This window comes from Amycolatopsis anabasis, assembly GCF_009765355.1.
Lineage (GTDB): Bacteria > Actinomycetota > Actinomycetes > Mycobacteriales > Pseudonocardiaceae > Amycolatopsis > Amycolatopsis anabasis.
On sequence record NZ_VTHK01000003.1, the window covers coordinates 175,636 to 191,906 of the forward strand.

A 16,271-nucleotide genomic window follows, 5' to 3' on the forward strand; every position below is an offset into this window, starting at 1 on the left:
GGAAGGTCACTCACCGGTCACCGCTCCCAGGGTCAGTCCGGTCACCAGCCAGCGGCGCACCGCGAGCCCGGCGACGATCATCGGCAACACCACGATAGTGCCGATCGCGGTGAGCTGGCCCCAGTCGATCCCGGTCTGGGTGACCAGCTGATCCGCCGCGATCGGCAGCGTCTGCGAATGCGGCCCGCCGAACACGAGCGCGAACGCGTAGTCGTTCCAGGAGAACACCAGGCACAGCACGAACGTGGTCACCAGGCCGGATTTCGTCAGCGGCAGCACGACGTGCCAGAACGCCTGCCAGCGCGTGCATCCGGCGACCAGCGCCGACTCCTCGACCGACGGCGGCACCTCGGCGAAGAACGCGCTCATCAGCCAGATCGCGAACGGCAGGTTGAACGTCAGGTAGGCGAGAACCAGGCCGGGGACGCTGTCGATCAGCCCGGCGCCGCGGAAGAGCAGGAACAGCGGCAGCACCACGACCGCGATCGGCGCCATCCGGGTGGAGATGATCCAGAACGCCACGTGCTTCTTGCCGCGCATCCTGGTGCCCGCCAGCCCGTATCCGGCGAGCGCGCCGAGCACGACCGCGAGCACCGAGGAAAGCCCGGCGGCGAGCGCGCTGTGCAGGATGTAGGGCGCGAGGTTGTTGGCGCCGCTGAACAGGCGGCGGTAGTTGTCCAGCGTGGGGCCGAACAGGAACTTCGGTTCCGCCGCCGTCACGTCCAATTCGGACTTGAACGAGGACAGCACCATCCACACCAGCGGGACGAGTGTCCACAGCAGACCCAGGGTGACGATCACCCGGACCGCGACCTTGACCTTGCCGGAGCCGCGTTCCACCGGGCTGACGTCGGCGCTCTGCTTGCCCACCGGGGCGCCGCGGAGTTGTTCGGTGGCGGTGGTCATCGGGTCAGTCCCTTCTTGTCCAGCACCCGGACGAACGCCCGCGCGATCAGAACGGTCACCACCAGCATCACCAGCCCGATCGCGGCCGCGTAGCCGAGGTCGAAGAACCGGAAAGCCGTTTCGTACAACCGGATCGGCACGACCTTGGTGGCGTCGGCCGGGCCGCCGTTCGTGGTGACCGCGATGATGTCGAAGTAGCGGATCGCGTCCATCGAACGGATCAGCAGCGCGACCAGGAGCACGCTGGAGATCGACGGCAGGATGATGTGGCGCAGCATCTGGGCGCCGCTCGCGCCGTCGATCGAGGCGGCCTCGCGGACGCTCAGCGGCACCGCGGTCAGCCCGGCGAGCACGATGAGCGTGATCAGCGGCGTCCATTCCCACACGTCCATCGCGACGACCGCGGCGAACGCGGTGGTCTGACCGCCGAGGATCTCGCCGTCGTAGCCGACGAGCCGCAGCAGCCAGGTGTAGAGGCCGAACGTCGAATCGGTGAGGAAGCGGCCGAGCAGGCCGACGATGACCGGCGCGACGAACATCGGCAGCAGGAACAGGGTGAGTGCGAGGTTGCGGGCCTTGAGCAGTTTCCACAGGCACAGCGCGAACAGCAGGCCGAGTCCCATTTCCAGGCCGACGGTGAGCACGAAGAACACGATCGTGCGGACCCATTGCAGCCACAGGTCGACGTCGGAGACCAGGCGCGCCCAGTAGGTCAGCCCGGCGCCTTCGAAGGCCACCCCGCCGAGCAGCCGCACGCGGGAGAAGCTCATCACGATGACGGTGAGGAACGGGACGATCGACAGCGCGGCGAGCAGCAGCATGCCGGGCGTCATCATGGCGCCGTGGAACCCGAAGCGGCGCTTGGGTTTCCGGGGCTTCGGACGGCTCGCGGGAGGCGCTTCGCGGCCGATCTCGATGATCGCGCTCATACTCAGTTCACCCACCCTCGAGCGGTGATCCGGTCGATCCGTTTCGCGGTTTCCCGCATGGCTTCGGCGGGCGAGAGGTCACCGGCCAGCATCCGGGACAGCTGGGTGTAGATCGTCGTCTCGCATTCGTTCCACATCGGGACCTTGGGGCGCAGGCCGATGTTCTCCGGCGCCCACGCCTGCTCCATCACCGGTGCGGTGAGGATGTTCGGCATCGGCGAGGGTCGCCGCTGGGCGGCCTTGACCTCGGGGAGTTCGTAGACCGATTTGCGCGTGGGCGTCCCGCCGCCGACCGAGCTCTTCAGGTCGTCGAGCTGGGTCTGGACCGAGGTGGACCAGAGCACGAAGAGCCAGGCGGCCTTACGTTCGTTGGGCAGGGTGTTGCCGCTGATCGAGATGCCGGTGCCGCCGTAGTGGTTGGCCGAACGGACCGGGCCCCTCGGCAGCGGGGCGTAGCCCATCTTCCCGGCGAGCGCCTCCTCGTTCCCGGCGGCGTTCTCGTGCCAGTCGGGGCACATGGCGAAGCGCCCGGCGCGGAAGGCGGGGCTCAGGCCGTTCCAGTCCCAGCTGGTCGAGGACGGATCGGCGATCGAGATGAGCCGGTGGTAGAACTCGGCGGCCGCGATGGCCTGCTCGCTGCCGAGCTGGCAGGGGCCCGGGTCGCGGGCGCCGAGGCGGCCGACTACGTCCCCGTGCTCGAAGTAGTCGCCGCCGTAGGCCCAGAGCACGTTGGAGAAGTCGCACATCAGCGAGCCGTGCTGCTTGGCCTGGTGGCCGGTGCCGAACGGGGTCTCGGTGGCGTTGTCGTTGAACCACTTCGCGATCCGGAAGTACTCCTCCCAGGTCCGGTCGAGGCCGGGCGTCGGGTCGAAGCCGAGGTCCTCGCCCATCCGATCGTGGTATTTCGCGAACAGGTCGGCGCGGTACTGCCAGATGATCGTCGGGCAGTCGTAGGGGATCGCGAAGATCTCGCCGCCGGGGCCGAACTTCCCGGCGGCGTCGAGCTGGGTGTCGATGAAGTCGCCGAACCCGCCCTCGAGCGGGGGCAGGGTCGGGTCGCTGGCGAGTTCCCTGAGGTCGGCCAGGCCGTTGGCGTAGGGCGCGAGCACGTTGTACGGGTCGGCGTAGATGAGCTGGTACTGCGATTCGCCACCGGCCAGGTCGAGGGCGACCTTCTGGGTCATCGCGGACAGTTCCAGGGTCACGATGTTGACGTTGATCCCGGTGAGGTCCTGGAACGGTTTCAGGTTCGCGGCGATCGCCGCGGTCGGGGCGGTGCTCTCCGAGACGAAGTTGAGCGTGGTCCCGGCGAACTGGCGCCAGCGGTCGTCGGTGGCGAGCCGCGCCACGTCGGCACGACCGCCGCACGCGGACAGCAGGCCGCCCGCCGCGAGGGCCGCCCCGCCGGCGAGCGCGCCCCGCAACACGGACCGCCGATCGAGCCCCCGACGCATGCGTACTCCCGTCATGTCTCCTCCGAATGGCCAGGCCCCCGTTGTGACGCGGCTCATTCTTACCAGACAACCCCACCCTTGTTAACACATAACTCGATAACTTTCCTCGCTACCCTCCGCGTTCTCGTTTAGCGGGCTAAACGAGAGCCCCTGGTCAAGCAGGCATCCAGGCATGCCGAGGCACCGCTTCTCGTTTAGCGGGCTAAACGAGAGCCCCTGGTCAGGCGGGGATTCGGGTGGGTTCGGCGGGCTAGCCGCGGGTGGGGTCCAGGGAACGGACGGCCCGGATGGCGTCGGGGAGCGCGTCGACGATGCCCGAGGCGGACACCGGGGTGCCCCGTGCGGCCCGGCCGGCCGCGAGCGAGTGCACGTACGCCGCCGCGCCCGCCGCCAGCCACGGGTCGAGCCCACCGGCCAGCAGCGCGCCGATCAACCCGGACAGCACGTCGCCGGATCCGGCCGTCGCCAGCCACGACCCGTCCGGCACGTTCACCAGCGTCCGGCCGTCCGGCGCGGCGACCACCGTGCTGTGCCCCTTGAGCAGCAGCACCGCGTCGAACCGGCGAGCCGCCTCCCGCGCGGCCGCGACCCGGTCCTCCCCCGGCTCGTGCCCGGTCAACCGCGCGAACTCCCCGGCGTGCGGGGTCAGCACCACCGGCGTGTCCGGATCCCGCGCGTCGAGGATCTCCGGCGACTTCGCGATGATCGTGGTCGCGTCCGCGTCCGCGCAGACCGGCACCCCAGCCTCCAGCACGTGCCGCAGCACTTCGCGGCCCTCGTGCCCGGTGCCGATGCCCGGCCCGACCACCCAGGCCTGCACCCGGCCCGCGTCGGTCACCGAACCCGTCGCGACGACCTCCGGCCAGCGGGCCCGCACCGCGTCCGCCGCCGGCCCCGCGTACCGGACCAGACCCGACGTGGCCAGCACCGCCGACCCGGTCGCGAGCACCGCCGCCCCCGGGTAGGTCGCCGAACCGGCGGCGATCCCGGCCACGCCCTGGCTGTACTTGTCGTCCGTGCTCCGGGGCACCGGCCACGCGGCGGCGACGTCGACGGCGTCCAGCCGCCGCAGGTCCGGCTCGCCGAGTTCGGGACCGAGCCCGATGTCCACCAGGTCGACCGGGCCGCACCGCTCCGGGTTGAGCACGTGCACCGGTTTGCGCGCGCCGAAGGTCACCGTCCGGGCGGCCTGGATCGCGGGCCCGGACACGACCCCGGTGTCCGGGTCGACGCCGCTGGGCAGGTCGACGGCCAGCACCGGCGCCGCGAGGTGCTCGAGCAGTTCCGCGGCGTCCGCGCGCAACGGTCCCCGAGCGGACAACCCGACGATCCCGTCGATCACCAGATCCGCCCGCTCGATCCACTGAGGACTGTCCTTTACGGACACAATCCGGCCCCCGGCGCGGCGGAAGGCGGCGAGCCCGGCGGGATGCGCGCGGTCGGGTTTGAGCAGGACGGCGGTCACCCCGGCGCCGCGGCGGCGCAGGAAGGCGCCCGCCCACAGCGCGTCGCCGCCGTTGTTCCCGGCGCCGACCAGCAAGGTGACCCGGCGACCGGAGACCGCGCCGGTGTGCTCGGCGAGCATTTCCGCGGCCCGGACCGAAACGCCGAACGCGGCCCGATGCATCAGCGCACCCTCGGGCGTGACGGCGAGCAGCCGTTCCTCCGCGGCGCGAATCCGATCGGTGGTCCAGATCCCCTGCACGCGGCGCCTCCGGTCTGCTCTCCTACTCCACCGTCACCGACTTCGCCAGGTTACGCGGCTTGTCCACGTCGTACCCGCGGGTGCGGGCGATCTCGGCGGCCAGCACCTGCAGCGGCACCGTGGACACCAGCGGCTGCAGCAGGGTCGGCACCGCGGGAATCTCCACCAGCTCGTCGGCGAACGGACGCACGGTCTCGTCGCCCTCCTCGGCGATCACGATCGTGCGCGCACCCCGCGCCTGGATTTCGCTGATGTTGGAGACGAGCTTCGCGTGCAGCACCGCGCGCCCCTTGGGCGAAGGCATCACCACGACCACCGGCAGGCCGTTCTCGATCAGCGCGATCGGGCCGTGCTTGAGCTCGCCCGCGGCGAAGCCTTCGGCGTGCATGTAGGCGAGTTCCTTGAGCTTGAGCGCGCCCTCCAGCGCCACCGGGAAGCCCACGTGCCGGCCGAGGAACAGCACCGCCTTGGAGTCGGCGATGTCGCGCCCCAGCTCGCGCACCTTGTCCACAGTGGACAGCACCTTCTGCACGGCGGCCGGCATGGCCTCCAGCTCGGCGAACTCGCGGGCGACCTCGTCCGGGTACTTGGTGCCGCGAGCCTGCGCGAGCGCCAGGCCGACCAGGTAGTTGGCCACGATCTGGGCGAGGAACGCCTTGGTGGAGGCGACGCCGATCTCCGGGCCCGCGTGGGTGTAGAGCACCGCGTCGGACTCGCGCGGGATCTGCGCGCCGTTGGTGTTGCAGACGGCCAGCACGCGGGCCTTCTGCTCGCGGGCGTGCCGGACGGCTTCCAGGGTGTCCGCGGTCTCACCGGACTGGGACACCGCGACGACCAGGGTGTCGCGGTCGAGCACCGGGTCCCGGTACCGGAACTCGCTGGCCAGCTCGACCTCGACCGGCAACCGGCACCAGTGCTCGATCGCGTACTTGGCGACCAGCCCGGAGTGGTAGGCCGAACCGCAGGCGATGACGAAGACCTTGTCCACGTCGCGCAGGTCCTGGTCGGAGATGCGCTGCTCGTCGAGGATGATCCGGCCGGATTCGAAGTGCCCGCGCAACGTGTTCGCGAGCGCCTCCGGCTGCTCCTCGATCTCCTTGAGCATGAAGTACTCGTGGCCGCCCTTCTCGGCGGCGGAGAGGTCCCAGTCGACCTTGAACGGTTTCGCCTGGGCGGGCTCGCCGGTGAAGTCGGTCACCTCGTAACCCTCGCGGGTGATGACCACGAGCTGGTCCTGGCCGAGTTCGACGGCGTCGCGGGTGTGCTCGATGAACGCGGCGACGTCGGAGGCGACGAAGTGCTCGCCGTCGCCGACGCCGACCACGAGCGGTGAGGAGCGGCGCGCGGCGACGATCTGGTCCGGCTCGTCGGCGTGCGTGACGACCAGGGTGAACGCGCCCTCGAGGCGGCGGCAGACGGCGCGCGCGCTGGCCGCGAGGTCACCCGCGGTCGCCCCGTCGGCGTAGGCGCGCGCGATCAGGTGGGCGGTGGTCTCGGTGTCGGTGTCGCTGGTCATCTCGACGCCGTCGGCCTCGAGCTCGGCGCGCAGCGCGGCGAAGTTCTCGATGATGCCGTTGTGCACCACGGCGACCCGGTTGGCGGCGTCCCGGTGAGGGTGCGAGTTGCGGTCGATCGGAGCGCCGTGGGTCGCCCAGCGGGTGTGGCCCATTCCGGCGGTGCCGGTGAAGGCCGCCCGGCCGGTGACGTCGAGCTCGGCCTCCAGGTTCGCCAGCCGGCCCGCCTTGCGCTCCACGGTCAGCGCCCCGGCGCCGTCCAGCACCGCGACCCCGGCCGAGTCATAGCCCCGGTACTCCATCCGCCGGAGGCCACCGAGCACTACGTCGAGCGCCTGCCGGTGTCCGACATATCCCACGATTCCGCACACACCCTCCAGCGTAACGACGCCCCGGCGACGCCCTCGCCCGGCTCGCGCCTACCCCCGCACACCCACGCGCCCCTCCCCACCCAACCCCTACGACCTGCGTCGCCCCCCGGCGATGTCCTCAGTTAGCCCGCTAAACGAGAGCACTCCCCGTCACCCAACGGAAACGCGCCCGGGGGTTCTCGTTTAGCGGGCTAAACGAGAACCCCCGGTCCGGGGTCGGGGGCGGGGCACGGTTAGCCCGCTAAACGAGTTCGGCGGGCCGCGCGGGGCGGGTGGGCAGTAAGGTCACCCGCATGGCCAGCAAGCCCAAGGAGCTGCTTCAGGAGCTGTCCCACCCCGGACCGCACGACGTGCTGCGCGGCGACCTCGCCCTGGTCGGGCTGCCCGGCGTGGTGTTCACCCCGCAAAAAGGCCTGAACCTGCCGGCCATCGCCTTCGGGCACGGCTGGCTGCAACCCCCGGGCCGCTACCACGGGTTGCTGCGGCACCTGGCCAGCTGGGGCTTCGTCACCGCGGCCCCGGCCACCCAGCGCGGCCCGCTGCCCTCGCATCGCCTGTTCGCCTCGGATCTGCGCGACACGCTGTCCGTCGTCACCGGTGTCCGGCTCGGCCCGGACGGGATCAGCGTCGACCCGGACAAGCTCGCGCTCGCCGGGCACTCCACCGGTGGCGGGGCCGCCGTCCTCGCCGCGGCCGCCGAGGGCGCCCCGCGCGTCCGGGCCGTCGCCACGGTCAGCGCCGCGCAGACGTTCCCCGCGGCGACCGAGGCCGCGCGCAAGGTCACCGTGCCCGGCCTGCACCTCGCCGCCGCGGAGGACCTCGTCGCCCCAGCCGTCGGCCACGCCGCCGCGATCGCGAACGCCTGGGCCGGTCCGGTGCAGCTGCGCACCCTGGCCAAGTCGACGCATCTGGCCGTCACCGAGGGGCGGCACTGGAGCCAGCTGCTCCTGCAGGGCAAGCCCCGCTACGCCACCCAACGCCTGGTCCGGGCCTTGTTCACCGCGTTCTTCCTGACGCACCTCACCGGCAAGGACACCTACCGCCCCCTGCTGGAATGGGACACGAAGAAGGCGGCCGTCGAACTCGACACCACCGCCGACGACGCGCCCGTCCCCGCCTGACCGCATGCCCGGGCCCCGGTGCTCTCGTTTAGCCCGCTAAACGAGAGCACCGGGGCCCGGGTTTGGTGGCTGGGAAGGGGATTCAGTCCAGCCAGCTGTTGTTCGAGAAGTCGTCCTCGTCGAAGTTGTCCTCCCGGCGGGAGTGGCGTCCACGCCGGGGCGGCGGCGCGGGGGTCGACTGGGTCGTCTCCGCCTGCTCGGGCACGGGCGGTGCGGCGGGCGCCGGTGGCGGCGCGGCCCGTTCCGTCCGCGGCGAATCCCCGTAGGCCGGCGGGGCGTACCCGGTGAACTCCTCGGCCGGTTTGTCGTCGTCCTCGAAGCCGAAGCCGATGGTGTGATCCTTGTCGGCCAGCGTCTTCTCGGTCGCCCAGCCGCCCGCTTCCTTCTGCCGGCGGCCCAGCTCCCGGCGATGCTCGACGTACCGCTCCGCCGCCTGCACCTGCTTGCGCATGTACTCCTCGGACTGGGCCTTGATCTCCTCGCCCTTCCGATCGGTCAGCGCCTGCCGGTCCGCCTGCTCCCGGACCAGGCCGTCCATCGCGGCCTGCATCGCCGCCACTCGGTCCTGTACGCTCATCCGCTCTCCTCAGCCCGCGACCGCACGCCTCACCGGTCGTACCGGATCGACCGGTCGCCCTCTTCGTCCAGCGAGCCGCTGATCCTGCCCCCGGCACCGCTGGTCTCGAAAATGCCGCCGTCGACGCGGTACTGGCTGGAGCCGCGCTCCTGGTCACCACCACCGCCACCGCCGCCGCCACCCATGGCGCCCATCATCGGCATACCGCCCATCGCACCCATACCGCCCATGCCACCGGCGGCCGCGCCCTGCTGGCCCGCCATCGCGGACGGGTCGGCGCCGCCGCCCGGGGCCGCGGCGAGACCCGGCGGAGGAGCCGCCCCCGCGTGCGCGGGCTGCGGGACCGCGGAACCGGTCTGGGCACCGGCGTCCAGCGAGGACGTGTCCCCGAGCGAACCGCCGAACGCCCCCTGCGAACCACCGGAGGCGAACGGATCGGATCCGCCACCGGCACCGGCCGACACCGCGGGCTCGGTCGCCTGCCCGGGCGGAGCCGCGGCCCCGCCCTCGCCACCGGCCGCGCCCCCGTCACCACCGGCCGCCGCACCGGGATCGGTACCCGGCGCGCCGCCACCGGCGCCGTCGACGTCGATCCCGCCGGGCGCGTCGAACCCACCGTCGGCCGGGGCCGGCATGGTGGTCACGCCGTCCAGGTTCGGGTTCCCCGGGGCCGGCTGGCCCTGGAGGTCGTCGGTCTTCGGGGTGCCGACCTCGTCCTTGAGCGGGGACTTGCCGTCGGAGTCCTTGGCGTCGCCGTCCTTGCCGTCGGCGCCCTTGTCGCCCTTGTCCTCCTCGTCGAGGGTGTAAGTGGTCGGCTCGCCGGTGCCGTCGTCCACCGTGACAACCGTGGGACCGTCCGGCCCTTCCGGCCGCTCGGCGGTGATCTTCAGGTTGCCGTCCTCGATGTGGATCTTGCCGTCCGGACCGGGCTTGTAGACCTTCTCCCCGTCCGGCCCCTTGGCGGGATCCTGCGAACCCTGCGGACCGAAGTCGCCCTTGCCGTCCGCGCCCTCGGGCTTGTCCTTGTCGTCCCCGAAGTCGAGCTTGTAGTCCTTCGGGTTCCCCTTGCCATCGTCGACCGTGATGTCCATCTTGCCGTCTTTGTCCGGCTCGGTCATCGTGATCTTGTTGTCGCCCTTTTGGACGGTCATCTTGTCCTGATCGTCCCCGGCGTCCTTGATGGCTTCGCCGGTCTTCGGGTCGATCGGGTACGGCTCGCCCGTCTCCGGGTCGACCTCCAGCGGCTTCCCGGTGACCGGGTTCATCCCGTCCGCGGGCTTCGGCGGGTCGGTCGCGGCCGGGGCCGTCCCACCAGGAGGACCACCGCCGCCGGGAGGACCACCGCCGGGGCCGGGGCCAGGCCCGGGTCCGGGTCCCGGCCCAGGACCGGGGCCGGTCTCGGCGTTGGCGAAATCGTTCTCGATGTCGCTCATCACCTCGTTGAGCTTGTCGTAGGCCTTGTTGACCAGCTCGAGCGTGTCCTTGCACGTCTTGTCGAAGCTCAGGTAGTGGTTGTCCCAGAGGTCCGGGTTGAAGTGGTTCTGGATCCACTGCTTCGACAGCCGCTTGCCCTCTTCGATGATGTCGTCGTCATCGCAGCAGCCGTCGTCGTTGAGCGTCTCGACCAGGTTGGTGCCGAAGTTGACGTCCATCCACCCGGCGACCCGGCCAAGCTCGTCCTTGCCCGCGTGCTTGCCGTTGGCGATCTCGATGACGGTCTTCGCCATCGCCTTGTCCGCCTTGCCGACGTACGGGGTGTACTTCTGGGAGATCGCGTCCGCTTTGCCCTTGACCAGCCGGTAGACCGCGTCGATCGCGATCCCGTTCGCCTTCGCGGCGCCGTCGAGGTTCCCCGCCAGCTCCTCGGCGGGCTTGCTGATCTTCTCGTTGTAGTGGTCGCGGGCCGCCTCCGCGGCCTTCCCCGTCCAGCTCTGGAACAGCGTGGTCAGCTGGCCCTGGGTGTCCTTGAGCGTGTTGCGGACATTCGTCGCGCCGGCGGTGAAGTCCTTGGCGTCGTTGAAGAACTCCACGAAGCTGATGCCGCGCTGCTCGTCGAACCGCTTCTGGATGTCGGTTTCGAACGCCAGCGCCTTGGTCCGGCCCCGGCAGTCTTCGGGCACCTCGGCCAGCAGCGGGAGGAAGTCCTTGAAAAGCTTCAGCGAAGGCGCGGCGGCGTCGAGCAGTTCGTCGGACGTCTTGGTGCCGGTGCCGTCGGGCCCCGGCGGCTGCGCGTTCTTGAGCTTCTGGTTCCCGGCGTCGATGTCCTTCTTCTGCTCGCGGTCGTTGTAGCTGGCCTGATCGCCCGCTTCCTTGGCCGCCTTGTACGCGTCGTCGGTCGACTGGCCGCCGAACATCGGGTTGGCGTTGTACGCCTTGGCGTACTTCTGGAACTCGTCCTGCGGCGCCTTGTCCGGGTCGATCATCCCGAAGGCGTAGCCGTTTTCCCGCTGGAAGCTGCTCAGCAGCATCATCTTCTGCGACGCCGGCACCGCCGGGTCGTCGCAGATCGCCTTGACCTCGGCCCATGTCTTGGCCATCACTGACTCCCGGCGGTGTTCGCGGCGTTCGCCTGGGCCTGCTCGTTGTTGGCGTAGGTCTTGCCACCGGAGGCGATGTTCCCGGCGAAACCGGTCAACGCCTTGCCGAAACCCTTCACCGAGTCATCGAGCATCTTCACCCCGGCGCTGTAGTCCTTCGCGTGGTCGCCGTGCGACGGGGCCTGGCCGAACTCCTTCGCGGTGATCTTGCTCTTGCCCAGTTCCTTGCTGTCGTCCGCGAGATCCTCGGCGAAGCCGGTGATCTTCTTGGACGCGTTCGCCATCGCATCCGTGTCAGCGGTCTGCCCTGCCACCGTGAAGGCCCCCCTGTCTCGAGGTCTCGGCTGTGCGTTTCGGAGGGTTCGACGCACGCGAGCGGCATGTGGTGCCGTCGCACTTGCACACAGAATGTACTCGGCCCGCCTGGCGCCGCGCAGCAGATTCGTCCAGTTCGTGCTGCCCAGCAGCGGGTTCAGGCGCCGGGCGCGCCCTGGGCCTTACCGAGTGTGTTCGCGACCACCCGGGACACGCTGCGCGCGTCGGTGAGCAGATCGCGCTCGTCCAGGTCGATCGTGATTCCGAAGTGGACTTCGAGGGTCGCCAGCAGTTGCACCCGCCGCTTCGAGTCGATGCCCAGGTCCTCCAGCTGGGTGTCGTCGGCGACCTGCCCCGGGTCCAGGAAGAACGAGTCGCACACGATCTTCTTGATCTCGTCGACGTAGGCCAGCGGATCGTTCACTTCACCCAATGTCTTCCCCTCATTCCCGCACGTCCTGTGCGCCCGTGCCCGCGAGGAACCGTGCCCGCGCGGCGGCCCGGGAAACCTTGCCGCTCGACGTCCGCGGCACGGTACCCGGTTCGACCAGGTGGAACGCACCGAGTGCCACCTCGTGTTCCGCGGAGACCGCGCGGCGGACCAGGCGGGCGATCTCGTCGTGGTCCAGGTCGCCCGGTTCGACCCCGCGCGCGGGTTCGGCCAGGACGACGACCCGCTCGCCCTGCTCGTCGGCGACCGCGAACGCCGCCACCCGATCGGGGCGGACGGCCGGATGGGCCTTCGCGACGGTCTCCTCGACGTCCTGGGGATAGACGTTGCGCCCGTCGACGATGATCAGGTCCTTGATCCGCCCGGTCAGGTAGAGCAGGCCGTCGCAGACCACGCCGAGGTCACCGGTCCGCAGCCAGCCGCTCGCGGGCACGTCCTCGGGCGCGCCCGCGATCCGGGCGCCGAAGGTTTCCGCGGTGCGTTCGGGCTGCCGCCAGTACCCGGCGGCCACATGCGGGCCGTGCACCCAGACCTCGCCCATCTCGCCGTCCGGGCGGAGCCGGTGGCCTTCCGGATCGACGATCCGCACGAGCTGGCCCACCGGGCGGCCGACCGAAACGAGTTCGGTGGCGCCCGCGGAGCCGCGCGGTACCGCTCGCGCGCGGCCGCGGGCGAGGGCCGCCCGGTCGAAGGCGGTGACCGTGGGGCCCGCCTTGCCCGCGCTCGAGACGTAGACCGTCGCCTCGGCCAGGCCGTAGGACGGCTGGTGCGCTTCCGGGGTGAATCCGTGCGGTTCGAAGGCCGCGGCGAACGCGGCGACCGTGTCCGGGCGGACCGGCTCGCTGCCGTTGAGCGCGACCCGGACCCCGGAGAAGTCCAATGTGGACCGCTGGCGCTCCGGTACGGATTGGACCGCGAGATCGAAGGCGAAGTTCGGGGCGGCGGTGAAGACGTTCGGATAACCGGCGAGCTGTTCGAGCCAGCGCAGCGGGCGCCGGATGAACTCCAGCGGCGGCATGAAGACCGACCGCGCGCCGGTGAACACCGGCAGGCACAGCAACTGGATCAGGCCCATGTCGTGGAAGAACGGGATCCAGCCGGCGCAGGTGGTGCCGGTGTCGACCGCGTACGCCTGCGCGACCTGCCAGCAGCTGGCCAGCAGCGCGCGATGGGTGATCACCGCGCCCGCCGGGTCGCGGGTCGAACCGGACGTGTACTGCAGGTACGCCGGGTCGTCGAGGCCGACCGCGGCGGGCGTGGTGTCCGGGACGTCCTCACGCAGGAGGGCCTCCACCGTGACGATCTCGCCGGGCGGGGTGAGGCCCGCGGACTCGGCGAATTCACACGATGAGGTGAGCCGGTGGTCGGTGGTGATCCAGACGCGCGCGTCGCAGTCGGCGAGCGCGCCCTTGAGCCGGGCGCGGTGCGACCGCACTTCGGGGGCGAACAGCGGCACCGCGACCAAGCCGGCGTGGAGCGCGCCGAGGAAGGCGGTGACGTAACCGAGGTCCTGGGCGCAGAGCACGGCGACCCGGTCGCCGGGGGCGGCCAGGCGGCGCAGTCCCGCGGAGATCGAGCGCATCCGGGTGACCAGGTCGGCCCAGGTGATCGTCTCCTCGACGGCGTGGGTGCCGGAGGAGCAGTCGAGGTAGGTGAACGCGGGCGCGGTGGAGTCCCGCCGATCGGTCAGGCGACGCGTGAACGGCGTGTCGAAGACTTCGGCGGGGACGGTCGCGGTCACGAACTCATCCTGACACGCGGGCGGGACCCGCGAGTGTGGTTCGGTGTGGACATGGCGGCGACCGACCCACTGGCTGGGCAGGACATCACCGTGCTGCGCACCCGGGACGCGTGCGTGCGGGCACTGCGGGACCCGGCGCTCGGTTCGAATCCGGGCGGCCCGGCGGCGGAGTCCGGGAACCTGCTGTTCTCCGACGGCCCGGAGCACGCTCGGGTGCGCGCGGTGGTCCGGGAGGTCATCGCGCGGATCGAACCGTTGCCCGGCGAGGTGCGGCGCGCGATCGAGGACGCGGTCGGCGCGCTCTCCGGGGAGTTCGACCTGGTCGACGATTTCGCGCGGCCGGTGGCGTCCCTGGTCACGACCGCGATGCTGGGGGCCGGGCCGCTGGACGCGCGGTTCCTGCGCGATCTGGAGGCGACGACCGCGAACCTCGACGTGTGGTTCGGCGGGTCGGGCGCGGCGCGCGGGGCGGAGACGGCCGCGCTGCGGGTCGCGATGTTCTTCCTGCGGGCGGAGGCGGTGCCCGGCGGCGGGCTCGAACTCCTGCGGGCCGCGCGGGACGCGGGGCGGCTGACCGACGACGAGCTGACCCTCACCCCGGGGGTGCTCGCGCACGCGGCGTACGAGAACTCGCGGAACTTCCTCGCGGTGGCGGGGTTGCGGATGGCCGGGGAGCCGGACCTGGTGGCGGCGTTGCGCGCGGGCGGGGCCGCGGTCGTGCGGCGGCTGGCCGGGGAGATCTGCCCGACCCGGGTCGTCCTGCGGCGCGCCCTCGAGCCGGTGACCCTGCCGGATGTCGCGATCGAGGCGGGCGCGAAGGTCGCCGTGCCCCTGGGCCCGGTCGCGGAGGTGCCGGGTTCGGCGGGCGCGGCGTTCGGTTTGGGCCGGCACGCCTGCCCGGGCTCCGGGGTCGCGATCGCGGAAGCCGAGGTGGCTCTGCGCGCCCTCGCCCAAGTCTTCGCGGACGGCGCGACCCCCGGCCCACCCCAATGGCGCCCCCACCCCGCCTTCCACGGCCTAACCCACGCCCCGGTCACCACTCCTCTCGTTTAGCGGGCTAACCGAGAGACCCCACCCCAGCCCGCCACCGGTCCTCGTTTAGCCCGCTAAACGAGAGCGTTCTGGTTCAGGAGACGGCGGAGACGACACCGGCGAGGCGGTCGGCGGCGGTCTGGGCGGTGTGCTGGGCCGGGGCTTCGACCATCACGCGGATGAGCTGCTCGGTCCCGGACGGCCGCAGCAGCACGCGGCCCTCCTCGCCGAGTTCGGCCTCCACCGCGTCGACGGCCTCGCGGACCGCGTCGGAATCCGCGACCGCGGCCTTGTCCGCGACCCGCACGTTGACCAGCACCTGCGGCAACCGGCGCATCACGCCGGCCAACTCGGCGAGCGATCGGCCGCTGGAGGCGACCCGGCTCATCAGGCGCAGCGCGGTGAGCAGGCCGTCGCCGGTCGTGGCGTGCCCGGGCAGCACCACGTGCCCGGACTGCTCGCCGCCGAGCGTGTACCCGCCCGCACGCAACTCCTCCAGGACATACCGGTCACCGACCGCGGTGGTTCGAACGGTCACGCCGTGCTCGCGCATCGCGAGGTGCAGGCCCAGGTTGCTCATCACGGTGGCGACCAGGGTGTTGTCGGCCAGTTCCCCCGCGTCGGCCATGGCCAGCGCGAGGATGGCCATGATCTGGTCACCGTCGACGACCTCGCCCACGCCGTCGACCGCGAGGCAGCGGTCCGCGTCACCGTCGTGCGCGATGCCGAGATCGGCGCCGTGCTCGGCCACCGTGGCCTGGAGCTGCTCCAGGTGCGTGGAGCCGCAGCCGTCGTTGATGTTGATGCCGTCCGGTTCGGCGTGGATCGCGATGACCTCGGCGCCCGCCTTGCGGTACACCTCGGGCGCCACCACCGAGGCCGCGCCGTTGGCGCAGTCCACCACGACCCGCAGACCGGTGAGCGGATGCGGGGTGGAGCCGAGCAGGTGCCCGGCGTAGCGATCGAGGGCGTCCTCGACATCGGAAACGCGGCCGATCTCGGCACCGATCGGCCGGGTGGTCTCGGCGCCGAGGCCCGCTTCGATCTCGTCCTCGATGCCGTCCGGCAGCTTGTGCCCGCCCGCGGCGAAGAGCTTGATGCCGTTGTCCGGCATCGGGTTGTGCGAGGCGGAGATCATCACGCCGAGGTCGGCGTTCAGCTCGCCGACGAGGTAGGCGACCGCGGGCGTCGGCTGCACGCCGAGCCGGAGGACGTCGGCGCCCGCCGAGGCGAGACCGGCCACGACGGCGGCCTCGAGCATCTCCCCGCTTGCCCGCGGGTCCCGGCCGACGACCGCGACCGGCCGGTGCGAGCGGTCATGCGCGGCGAGCACCCGGGCGGCGCTGGCCGCCAGGGAGAGCGCGAGTTCGGGCGTGAGCTCGCCGTTGGCGAGGCCACGTACTCCGTCGGTGCCGAAAAGGCGAGCCATCTGTCGACCTCCTAGGGGAACAACCCGAAAACCTAGCGGCCCCGTCACCTCGCCCCGCTCCCGGACCACCTCGAACTCAGTTAGCCCGCTAAACGTGCCGGGCGGCGATCCGTCACCGGGGGCTCTCGTTTAGCCCGCTAAACGAGAGCATCGGCGGCCGGGTGGGGTGGGGGTGGGCGCCGGCACGGT

At 71.3% G+C, this 16,271-nt stretch carries 13 protein-coding genes; 2 read left to right on the forward strand and 11 right to left on the reverse strand.

The genetic code is table 11. The annotated features are described in order from the left end of the window. Positions 1 to 6: 6 nt before the first annotated feature. The 5 genes from FXO23_RS04940 to glmS form a co-directional block, all read right to left on the reverse strand. On the reverse strand, positions 7 to 906 hold the full coding sequence (locus tag FXO23_RS04940) for a carbohydrate ABC transporter permease (protein ID WP_158881197.1): 900 nt from the start codon (positions 904 to 906) through the stop codon (positions 7 to 9). Next, entirely contained in the window at positions 903 to 1,835 is a 933-nt protein-coding gene (locus FXO23_RS04945; RefSeq protein ID WP_158881199.1) for a carbohydrate ABC transporter permease, read from the reverse strand. The genes FXO23_RS04940 and FXO23_RS04945 overlap by 4 nt, the downstream gene beginning before the upstream one ends. Before the next feature lie 2 nt (positions 1,836 to 1,837). Further along, positions 1,838 to 3,289, reverse strand: coding sequence for an extracellular solute-binding protein (locus FXO23_RS04950; RefSeq protein ID WP_158881201.1), 1,452 nt, complete (start codon positions 3,287 to 3,289; stop codon positions 1,838 to 1,840). A 250-nt stretch (positions 3,290 to 3,539) separates the two neighbouring features. Further along, positions 3,540 to 4,994 (reverse strand): NAD(P)H-hydrate dehydratase, encoded by a 1,455-nt coding sequence (locus FXO23_RS04955; protein ID WP_158881203.1) that lies wholly within the window; start codon positions 4,992 to 4,994, stop codon positions 3,540 to 3,542. A 22-nt stretch (positions 4,995 to 5,016) separates the two neighbouring features. Then, complete coding sequence (gene glmS / locus FXO23_RS04960) at positions 5,017 to 6,879, reverse strand: glutamine--fructose-6-phosphate transaminase (isomerizing) (RefSeq protein WP_158881205.1); 1,863 nt, start codon at positions 6,877 to 6,879, stop codon at positions 5,017 to 5,019. A 293-nt stretch (positions 6,880 to 7,172) separates the two neighbouring features. On the opposite strand from glmS, the gene FXO23_RS04965 reads away from it, so the two are divergent. After that, a complete protein-coding gene (locus FXO23_RS04965; RefSeq protein WP_158881207.1) occupies positions 7,173 to 8,000 on the forward strand; it encodes a poly(ethylene terephthalate) hydrolase family protein in 828 nt (275 codons plus the stop codon). Between the two features lie 82 nt (positions 8,001 to 8,082). Here FXO23_RS04965 and FXO23_RS04970 read toward each other — a convergent pair whose 3' ends face one another. From FXO23_RS04970 to FXO23_RS04990, 5 genes are all read right to left on the reverse strand, one after another. Next, positions 8,083 to 8,577 carry a hypothetical protein gene (locus FXO23_RS04970; RefSeq protein ID WP_158881209.1) on the reverse strand — a complete coding sequence of 165 codons (495 nt, stop codon included), beginning with the start codon at positions 8,575 to 8,577 and terminating at the stop codon, positions 8,083 to 8,085. 29 nt (positions 8,578 to 8,606) lie between these two features. Beyond that, positions 8,607 to 11,114 (reverse strand): WXG100 family type VII secretion target, encoded by a 2,508-nt coding sequence (locus FXO23_RS04975; RefSeq protein ID WP_158881211.1) that lies wholly within the window; start codon positions 11,112 to 11,114, stop codon positions 8,607 to 8,609. Then, complete coding sequence (locus tag FXO23_RS04980) at positions 11,114 to 11,398, reverse strand: hypothetical protein (protein WP_158881213.1); 285 nt, start codon at positions 11,396 to 11,398, stop codon at positions 11,114 to 11,116. The genes FXO23_RS04975 and FXO23_RS04980 overlap by 1 nt, the downstream gene beginning before the upstream one ends. Positions 11,399 to 11,586: 188 nt before the next feature. Beyond that, a complete protein-coding gene (locus FXO23_RS04985) occupies positions 11,587 to 11,853 on the reverse strand; it encodes an acyl carrier protein (RefSeq protein ID WP_158881215.1) in 267 nt (88 codons plus the stop codon). 19 nt (positions 11,854 to 11,872) lie between these two features. Continuing rightward, positions 11,873 to 13,621 (reverse strand): fatty acyl-AMP ligase, encoded by a 1,749-nt coding sequence (locus FXO23_RS04990; protein ID WP_158881217.1) that lies wholly within the window; start codon positions 13,619 to 13,621, stop codon positions 11,873 to 11,875. 51 nt (positions 13,622 to 13,672) lie between these two features. Here FXO23_RS04990 and FXO23_RS04995 point away from each other — a divergent pair, with 51 nt between their 5' ends. Further along, positions 13,673 to 14,674, forward strand: coding sequence for a cytochrome P450 (locus tag FXO23_RS04995; RefSeq protein WP_158881219.1), 1,002 nt, complete (start codon positions 13,673 to 13,675; stop codon positions 14,672 to 14,674). A gap of 73 nt (positions 14,675 to 14,747) precedes the next feature. On the opposite strand, the gene glmM is transcribed toward FXO23_RS04995, so the two are convergent. Continuing rightward, on the reverse strand, positions 14,748 to 16,082 hold the full coding sequence (gene glmM, locus FXO23_RS05000) for a phosphoglucosamine mutase (RefSeq protein ID WP_158881221.1): 1,335 nt from the start codon (positions 16,080 to 16,082) through the stop codon (positions 14,748 to 14,750). Positions 16,083 to 16,271 lie beyond the last annotated feature (189 nt).

Excerpts from the sequence above, each read along its gene's own strand:
- FXO23_RS04940 (WP_158881197.1), bottom strand. The coding sequence starts at position 906 with ATGACCACCGCCACCGAACAACTCCGCGGCGCCCCGGTGGGCAAGCAG.
- FXO23_RS04945 (WP_158881199.1), bottom strand. The coding sequence starts at position 1,835 with ATGAGCGCGATCATCGAGATCGGCCGCGAAGCGCCTCCCGCGAGCCGT.
- FXO23_RS04950 (WP_158881201.1), bottom strand. The coding sequence starts at position 3,289 with ATGCGTCGGGGGCTCGATCGGCGGTCCGTGTTGCGGGGCGCGCTCGCC.
- FXO23_RS04965 (WP_158881207.1), top strand. The coding sequence starts at position 7,173 with ATGGCCAGCAAGCCCAAGGAGCTGCTTCAGGAGCTGTCCCACCCCGGA.
- FXO23_RS04970 (WP_158881209.1), bottom strand. The coding sequence starts at position 8,577 with ATGAGCGTACAGGACCGAGTGGCGGCGATGCAGGCCGCGATGGACGGC.
- FXO23_RS04975 (WP_158881211.1), bottom strand. The coding sequence starts at position 11,114 with ATGGCCAAGACATGGGCCGAGGTCAAGGCGATCTGCGACGACCCGGCG.
- FXO23_RS04980 (WP_158881213.1), bottom strand. The coding sequence starts at position 11,398 with ATGGCGAACGCGTCCAAGAAGATCACCGGCTTCGCCGAGGATCTCGCG.
- FXO23_RS04995 (WP_158881219.1), top strand. The coding sequence starts at position 13,673 with ATGGCGGCGACCGACCCACTGGCTGGGCAGGACATCACCGTGCTGCGC.
- glmM (WP_158881221.1), bottom strand. The coding sequence starts at position 16,082 with ATGGCTCGCCTTTTCGGCACCGACGGAGTACGTGGCCTCGCCAACGGC.